Origin of the sequence: Succinimonas sp. (genome assembly GCF_045225735.1) — a bacterium.
Taxonomy (GTDB): domain Bacteria; phylum Pseudomonadota; class Gammaproteobacteria; order Enterobacterales; family Succinivibrionaceae; genus Succinimonas.
In genome coordinates this window covers 1-7,885 of record NZ_JBGVBR010000095.1, presented here as the reverse complement: position 1 = coordinate 7,885, position 7,885 = coordinate 1, and the positions used below count along the sequence as shown (strand labels likewise).

5 protein-coding genes are annotated in these 7,885 nt (G+C 52.3%); all 5 read left to right on the top strand.

Features of this window, described 5'->3' with window-relative positions:
* Nucleotides 1-336: 336 nt before the first annotated feature.
* Nucleotides 337-831: a hypothetical protein gene (locus ACJROR_RS03375; protein ID WP_406545860.1), complete on the top strand. Its 495-nt coding sequence runs from the start codon at nt 337-339 to the stop codon at nt 829-831.
* Between the two features lie 31 nt (nt 832-862).
* Nucleotides 863-3,055: a S8 family serine peptidase gene (locus ACJROR_RS03370; RefSeq protein ID WP_406545859.1), complete on the top strand. Its 2,193-nt coding sequence runs from the start codon at nt 863-865 to the stop codon at nt 3,053-3,055.
* Between the two features lie 104 nt (nt 3,056-3,159).
* The gene (locus tag ACJROR_RS03365; protein WP_406545858.1) at nt 3,160-5,382 is read left to right on the top strand and encodes a S8 family serine peptidase; all 2,223 of its coding nucleotides are present in this window, start codon (nt 3,160-3,162) and stop codon (nt 5,380-5,382) included.
* Between the two features lie 177 nt (nt 5,383-5,559).
* Nucleotides 5,560-6,063, top strand: coding sequence for a hypothetical protein (locus ACJROR_RS03360; RefSeq protein WP_406545857.1), 504 nt, complete (start codon nt 5,560-5,562; stop codon nt 6,061-6,063).
* 19 nt (nt 6,064-6,082) lie between these two features.
* Nucleotides 6,083-7,885 (top strand): S8 family serine peptidase (locus ACJROR_RS03355; RefSeq protein ID WP_406545856.1); only part of this gene is annotated, 1,803 nt, incomplete at its 3' end.

The window sequence follows — 7,885 nt, the reverse complement described above, 5'->3', positions numbered from 1 at the left end:
GAAGGAGGATCTCGAAAATCCCTGGATGCTGAGCCTTAAGAGTCCCTGCAAGCTGGATCTTGCTGCTTTGAACCAGAGCATGCATCTTACGGTCTACGGCCGGAAAAAGCAGGAATAAAGCCAAAGTCCTCCGCCGGCAGGAATGGCTGTACAGAGAAAGAGCGTCATGACCTGATATTCGGGCATGACGCTTCAGGGGTTTCAGGGCAGGGCTGCGATGCCTTTCAGGATCGCAAAACCCGGTCATGACTTTACGAAATCCTTTTCAAAAGTGTGCCGCCCCTTTAGAATTTTCAGAAACGTCTCACTTGCTATCAGGTTCAGGAGGTAATGCCCATGCCGCTTGATGTAAAAAGGAACACTCTCGGTTTGTCTCTGTTTCTGGCGCTGACGTCGGTTTTTGCCGGCGCAGCGGCAGCCGATGCCGGAGTGATTCATGAGAAGAACGCCACCGTCTATACCGGAAACTTTACGGTAGTTGAAAAGACCGCCCGGGATGCAGTCTCGCAGTCTCCGGAGGCTAATATTGGCTCTCTCGGGGATTATGCCGTGGTGCCGGGAGAGAAGAATCCCCGGCACCTGGCCTATGTCAGAAAAGATAACGGACAGGGCTGCCTTATCCTTGACCGCATCTTTGTCAAATGCGCCCGCAAGGCTCCCTGCGCGATCCCGGAGGAGTACCGTGCCGTGAAGCTGTCCTCCCGGCTTTATGAGGTGCCGGTGTCCGACTATGAGACCTGGAAAACCATGCGGGAGGATCTTCGGAAGATCCCCGGCGTTATTAAGGTGTCGGAATCCTATGGCTACGGCATTAAACCGGTTATGAGGTAGGGCAGGCGCATAAAAAACAGGAAAACACATTATGAACATGAAGAGATTCAGCTTAACCAGAAGCGCCGCTGCAGTCATGACCGTCATTATGGCAGGAACCATGATGACGGCCTGCGGCGGATCCAAAAGCTCCTCCGGCAATAACGTCGTTCTGGAATTCCGGGACGGGGATTACCTTGCCGGAAAGCCTTACCGGGTAATCGCAAACAAAAGTCTCCGGGAGATCAGCTGCTCATACGGCGTGCTTTCGAAGGTCAATCCCGTAACAGCGGAGGAGGCCGGAGAAAACGAGTGGTTCTACGTTCTCCCGGAGGATTATTTTGCTTCTTATGACCTGGACTATGACAGACTGAAATCATACAGCGAAAGATGCCGGGTAACTTTTTCCGACGGCGCGGACATGGATGTTGAAAAGGATATCGCCATCACTGATCCCCTGACCGCAGATCAGTGGCATCTTTACAATATCGGTCAGAATCCCTACGGCGTTACTGAGGATCCGGTCAGGGGAATCGATCTTAACGTGATTCCCGCCTGGCGCACTGTCCCGGAGGATCGGAAGGAGCAGCTTGACGGCTCCGGAATCTATGTAGCAGTGTACGATCTCCCGGTGGATATTAATCATGAGGACTTAAAGGACAATATCTATAATCCCGAAATTGCCGGTGCGGGGATCAACACCGGACTCCCGCTGGAAATGCTTAAGGAGAATTCCGAGGGCTTTCACGGCACATCCGTGGCGGGAATCATCGCAGCTGCGGCCATGAACAAGCTGGGGGGACGGGGGATCGCCTTTAACGCCCGGCTGACCTCCTTCAGCGAAAATTCTGAAACCATAACCCTGCCTCTGATACTCAAGACAAAGCGCATGAATCTGGTCAATGCCAGCTGGGGCGCCGAACTCCGCACCTTTAACTCGGAAGCCGCCGAAGATCTTTACGAAGCCTTGTTTGAAAACAATATCGCCGTAGTTCATGCCATGGGAAACGGCTTCGATGAGGGCAGGAGCGAGAAAAATCCCTATTCCTCCAGTCAGTGCGAACTGGCTGACGCCAACTGCGAGTTCACCCAGACCAACAACCTGGCCCGTTATCCCTTCAACATCAATGTCGGGGCACTGAACTCCCTGGGAGAAAAAACCTCCTACAGCTGTACCGGCGCCAATATCTGGGTTACCGGCTTCGGCGGCGAATACGGGGCTGACGTAACAGACCCGCCCGTAATCAGATCCAGCGCTGCCATAGTGACTGCCCTCACCGGCTACGATCCCAAAGACTATGAAGATCCCGATGCAAATTCCCCCTGGAGAAACGAAGCGAACAAGTATTATACCAATACTATGAACGGCACCTCCTCAGCCGCGCCAACGGTTTCCGGGACGCTGGCTCTGGCATACCAGGCAAAGCCGGATATTACGGTTTCCCAGATCCGCTATCTTCTGGCCAAAACCTCCCGGAACGATACGGTTATGCCATCTCTGGCCCTGACGCCTCAGGAGGAACAGGATGATGTCTACGGGGAAAACTTCCTCCTCTCTCAGGGGTGGCAGGACAATGCCGCCGGTTTCCGCTTTTCAGATTACTACGGCTTCGGTGTTATTGATGCCCATGCTCTCGCTCTGGGGGCTCTTTCCTGCGACAGCGATCCCGTCTGCTCCGGACTTAAGTCACTGCCGGAAAAATATGTGTCCTCCAACGCAAATCCCTGCGTCTACACCGATGACACCAAAAGAAATGTCACCTGCTCATTTTCAGATTTCCGTTCTGCTGATGAAGACAGTTACAGTCTGGGGGAGTCGGTTCTTACGGCAGATGCCATGACCTTTGACGTTTCCGGACTTCATTATCTCCCCGCCGGCCTCACAGACTCCTGCGAGAAAGCCGTTCGCGCCGAGGATGGCTCCGAGGAAAAGAAACAGGCCGTATTCGATGTCAATCATCTCCTGGAGATCCGGGCAGTATCGCAGTCCGGCACCCCATTACTGGTTAAGAACCTTTACGCCAACTGGGATTACGGTTCCGGTTACGCCCCGGACGACAGCGATCCCGATGATGCCGCCATGGAACCTTTGGAGCTCGCGGTTTCGGGCTTCTACCGGGAACCCTTAAGCGAGGATCCGGACAACCGCTATCAGCTAAGCTTCAAAAGCGTCTGCGAGCTTGATATTGACAGTCTCAGCGAGAAAATGCATCTCACGGTATACGGACGCCGGGAATCCCGCTGATGCTCTGTAACCAGAGCGTCAGGCTTCTTCCGGGGACAGTCATGGTATCCCCGGAGTTCTCTGCGTATTAAAAGATGAACGGAGATAAGGGATAAACATCAATCATGAAAATATTCTGCAAAAAAGGGCTCCGCACCGCCAGGATTGCCGCTGCCGTGTCTGCCATGATTCTGGCCGGTTCTTCCCTTTCCGGCTGCAAGGATTCCAAAAACCTGAGCAATGACGAGGTAAAGCTGGAGATTGCGGAAGAGGGCGATCTTATTACCGGAAAGCCCTATAAGATCAGAGCCAGCCGCCATCTTCAGGACCTTCGGGCCGAACACGGAGACTTAACAGCGATAAATCCCGTAACCGGAGAGCATGCCGGAGAGAACGAATGGTTCTACGTGCTCCCGGAGGAATATTTTACTTCCTATGAGCTTAACTATGACAGTGATATCGACAGCAGCGATAACAACGGCAATGACGGCGAAGCTAACAGCCTGAAGGCTTTTACCGAAACCTTTCGCGCCACTCTTTCCGACGGAAAAACCCGGGAGACGCAGGAGACCTTCGCCGTAACAGACCCGTTGTTCCCGGATGAGTGGCATCTTTACAATATCGGCCAGAACCCCTACGGCGTTACTGCTCCTCCGCTTAAGAAAATCGATCTTAACGTGATCCCCGCCTGGCGCATTATTCTTCCGGAAGATAAAAAGCAGATCGACGGATCCGGGGTTTATGTGGCTGTGTGGGATCAACCGATAGACCTTAACCATGAGGATCTCCGGGATCGCATCTATGATCCCGGCATTCCCGGCACCGCAGATTTAATCAATACCGGCCTCCCTTTGGAATATCTTCAGGAGCATAGTGACGGCTATCACGGAACTGTCATGGCCGGAATTATCGCCGCTTCGGCCATGAACAAGCAGGGCGGCAGAGGCGTGGCGTTTAATTCATACCTGACATCATTCAACATGAATTCCGACCACTCGCTGAGTCTGAGCGCCATGCTGAAAATGAATCGGCTTAATCTGGTAAATGCCAGTATCAACTTACTTGTCACCTACCAGGATCCGGCTGTCTGGGATCTTTACGAAGCTCTTTATGAGAATAATATCGCCCTTATCAATTCGCAGGGGAATGATTTCGAAAACGGCAAACAATGTCTATCAGTTCACACCGACTGCACATTCCCGCAGACAGCTGTTTTTAAGCGCTATCCCTTCAATATTCATGTCGGAGCCTTGAATTCCCTGGGGGTTAAGGCCTCCTACGGATCCACCGGAGCCAATATGTGGGTTACCGGCTTCGGCGGAGAATTCGGAGCCCATGCCAGTTATCCGGAGTGGAGTTACGGCGCTGCCATAGTAACCACCCTGACCAGCTATGATCCCCGGGACTTCAGGGATCCGGATGAAGATTCCCCCTGGAGAACCGAGGAGAACAAGTATTACACCAATACCATGAACGGCACTTCCGCCGCCACCGCCTCGGTGTCCGGCGCTGCGGCCCTGGCGTATCAGGCCCGGCCTCGCATGACGGTATCTGAGCTCCGCTATCTTCTGGCCAAAACCTCCCGCAATGACACGGTGATGCCCGCGCTGGCTCTGAGTCCGCTGGAGGCTGAGGATGACGTTTACGATGAAAAAATCGTCTTTGATTACGGCTGGCAGGATAATGCCGCAGGCTTCAGATTCTCCAACTGGTACGGCTTCGGCGTGGCGGATGCCGAAGCTCTGGTGAAGGCCGCTCTCGAATGCGATAAGGATCCTGTATGCTCCGGCATGAAGGAGCTTCCGGAGAAATATGTATCAGCCAACGAAAATCCCTGCGCCTACACCGATGACTCCAAACGCCTGATCACTTGCGCCTTCTCCGATTTCCAAAACGAAGAAGGTGAGGAACTGGGCCGGAACGAGCTTATTGTTGATGCTCTCACCTATGATGTTTCCGGTCTTAATTACCTGCCGGAGGGCATTATAGAGGACTGTGAACTTGCAGCTTCCGCGGAAGATGAAGAAAAAACAGAACACAACGAAGACCGAATGGGTGCTGTATATACGGCCAATGCTTTTCTGGAACTTATTGCGGAATCAGAGTCCGGTACCAAATCATTGCTGAAGCCCGTTTATGCCAACTGGGATTACCGATCCGGTTCTGACATTCCATCTTATGATGAACACCTGGAACCTCTGGATATCGCCACCTCCGCCTTCTATCAGGAACCCCTCAGAGAGGATCCGGACAGGAAGTACCGTCTGAACGTGAGAAGCGTCTGCCAGATTGACGTGGATAAGCTTAATAAGAACATGCATCTTACCGTCTACGGCCGCAGGAGGTAAGTGATTTCTGTTCGGAAGTACTCGCTAATTTGCAGATGCATGTTTTTTTGGTCCGGTCATCGGACCAGAAGTCCGAAAAAACATTATAATCAGAAAACTGCCGGCGCTGATTCTGTTTCCCGGCAACGCGGATTTTTGAGAAAATGCCTCTTTTTATAAACCAGCGGAGATTCGTTTATGACATTAACCTTTAAGAAGATCAGTCTACCAGTTTTTTTAACGGCGGCCATGCTTATGACCAGTGTATCCTTTGCCAATGCAGCTTTGGCAGATGACGGCGTGATTCAGAAAAAGAATGCGGTAATCTATACCGGCAATTTCGCTCTCACGGAAAAGGCTAATTCTCAGGCTCAGACCCAGTCTCCCCGGGAAACCCTGGGCAGTCTCAACGACTATGACGTGATCCCCGGGGAGAAGAATCCCCGTCACCTGGCCTTTGTGAAGAAAAACAAAGGCCGGAGCTACGTTATTCTGGACAAAATCTTTGTGAAGTGTTCCCGGAAAAATCCCTGCCAGCTTCCGGAGGAACTGGGGGCCGTAAAGCTCTCGGAAAGACTCTGGGAGGTAACGGTTTCCGACTATGATTCCTGGAGAACCAAGGTTAAGGAGCTCAGGGATATCCCGGGAGTTATTAAGGTATCCCCGGCATTTTCCTACGGCATCAAGGCTGAACTGAAATAAGATCAAGGAGCGTTCCGTAATGAAATCAATCTGCAAAAAAGGGCTTCGCATCGCCAGAATGGCCGCTGCCGTGTCTGCCATGATTTTGACCGCTTCTGCGCTTTCCGGCTGCGATGATTCCAAAAACTGGATCAATGACGGCGTAAAGCTTACTGTCGTGGAAGAGGGCGACCTTGCCACCGGAAAGCCTTACAAAATCAAGGCCGATCGCCACCTTCTGGAGCTCCGCGCTGAACACGGCGACGTAACCTCGGTTAATCCCGTAACCGGAGAAGAAGCCGAAGCCAATCAATGGTATTATGTATACTCGGAAGAAAATTTTGCGTCAGATGAGTCTGATGCTGACAATTCTCTTAATGACCATGCTATTAATGAGAATGCTGTCAATGACGAAGAAGACAGCAGCATGAAGGCCTTTACCGAAACCTTCCGCGCCACTCTTTCCGATGGCAGAACCCGGAAGGTCAAGCAGACCTTCGCCGTTACCGACCCTTTGTTCCCGGATCAGTGGCATCTCCGGAATATCGGCCAGAACCCCTACGGCGTTACCGATCCTCCTCTTAATAAAATCGATCTTAACGTGATCCCCGCCTGGCGCATTATTCTTCCGGAAGAGAAAAAGCAGGTGGACGGATCCGGAGTTTACGTGGCGTTTTATGATTCTCCGGTGGATATTAATCATGAGGATCTCCGGGATCGCGTTTATGATCCCGGCATTCCCGGCACCGCGGATTTAATCAATACCGGCCTCTCCCTTGAGGCCCTCAAGGAAAATGCCAATGTCCATCATGGCACCTCTGTAGCCGGTATTGCCGCATCCTCGGGCATGAACCATCTCGGCGGCAGGGGCGTGGCGTTTAATTCATACCTGACATCCTTCAAAAAGGATACCGACGAAACGCTGATTCTGGGCGCCATGCTGAAAATGGATCATCTTAATCTGGTAAATGCCAGTATCGGAGCGGATCTTATCACCTACCATATCCCGGCGATCTGGGATCTTTTTGAAGCTCTTTATGAAAATAATATCCCCTTTATCCACGCGCAGGGGAATGAGTTCAAAGACGGCAAAGACCTGGATGATAAGCCTTACTCCGCAAGCATCTGCTTAAAAGCTAAAACGGACTGCGAATTCAAACAGACGGATCCTAAGGCGCGTTATCCCTTTAATATTCATGTTGGCGCTCTGAACTCTCTGGGGGTTAAGGCCTCCTACGGATCCACCGGAGCAAATCTGTGGGTTACCGGCTTCGGCGGCGAATTCGGAGATGATGTAACAGACCCGCCAGGAACCAAATCCAGCGCTGCCATAGTAACCACCCTGACCAGCTATGATCCCGGAGAATTTGAGGATCCTGATAAAGATTCCTCCTGGAGAAACGAGGATAATAATTACTACACCAATACCATGAACGGCACCTCATCTGCCGCACCTTCGGTGTCCGGCGCTGTGGCCCTAGCGTATCAGGCCCGGCCTCACATGACGGTATCTGAGCTCCGCTATCTTCTGGCCAAAACCTCCCGCAATGACACGGTGATGCCCGCACTGGCTCTGACCCCTCTGGAGGCGGATGATGACTTTTACGAAGAAAAAGTCACCCTTGACTACGGCTGGCAGGATAATGCCGCGGGCTTCCGGTTCTCCAACTGGTACGGCTTCGGCGTCGTTGATGCCGGAGCTCTTGTCAGGGCCGCTCTTGACTGTGATAACGATCCCGCATGTGCCGCTATGAAGGATCTTCCGGAGAAATACGTATCCGCCAACGAAAAACCCTGCGCCTACACCGATGACTCCAAACGTCTGATAACCTGCTCCTTCTCT

Excerpts from the sequence above, each read along its gene's own strand:
- ACJROR_RS03375 (WP_406545860.1), top strand. The coding sequence starts at position 337 with ATGCCGCTTGATGTAAAAAGGAACACTCTCGGTTTGTCTCTGTTTCTG.
- ACJROR_RS03370 (WP_406545859.1), top strand. The coding sequence starts at position 863 with ATGAACATGAAGAGATTCAGCTTAACCAGAAGCGCCGCTGCAGTCATG.
- ACJROR_RS03365 (WP_406545858.1), top strand. The coding sequence starts at position 3,160 with ATGAAAATATTCTGCAAAAAAGGGCTCCGCACCGCCAGGATTGCCGCT.
- ACJROR_RS03360 (WP_406545857.1), top strand. The coding sequence starts at position 5,560 with ATGACATTAACCTTTAAGAAGATCAGTCTACCAGTTTTTTTAACGGCG.